Genomic DNA, 490 nt, shown 5'->3' with positions numbered 1-490 from the left:
CGACAACCGCAACCGCACCGCGGCCGCCGTGCGTCATGCGTTCACCAAGTGCGGCGGCAACCTCGGCACCGACGGTTCGGTGGCCTACCTGTTCGAGCGCAAGGGGCAGATCAGCTTCGCGCCGGGCGTGGAAGAAGACGCCCTGATGGAAGCGGCGATGGAAGCCGATGCCGACGACGTGGTGGCCAATGACGATGGCTCGTTCGACGTGTTCACCTCGTTCAACAGTTTCTACGCCGTGCGCAACGCCCTGGAAGAGGCGGGGTTCAAGGCCGCTGACGCAGAAATCGTCATGCAGCCCACCACCAGTGCCGAACTTGACCAGGACGGCGCCGAGAAAGTGCTCAAGCTGATCGACATGCTCGAAGACCTGGATGACGTGCAGAACGTCTATTCCAATGCCCAGATCTCCGACGAGGTCATGGAAAAACTCGGCTAAGATTTTTGCTTGGCCTTTCGGGCCTATTCACGGGCAAGCCCGCTCCCACAG

The 490-nt window shown here is 61.2% G+C and carries 1 protein-coding gene; it reads left to right on the top strand.

Annotated elements, in window-relative coordinates:
• A partial coding sequence (locus B4L76_RS22255; protein ID WP_296235253.1) for a YebC/PmpR family DNA-binding transcriptional regulator occupies positions 1-439 on the top strand: 439 nt, incomplete at its 5' end.
• Positions 440-490 lie beyond the last annotated feature (51 nt).

It is taken from the genome of Pseudomonas sp. UBA4617 (assembly GCF_002386445.1).
GTDB lineage: Bacteria > Pseudomonadota > Gammaproteobacteria > Pseudomonadales > Pseudomonadaceae > Aquipseudomonas.
The sequence above is the reverse complement of the archived record's forward strand: the minus strand, read 5'-3'. Positions and strand labels throughout refer to the sequence as shown.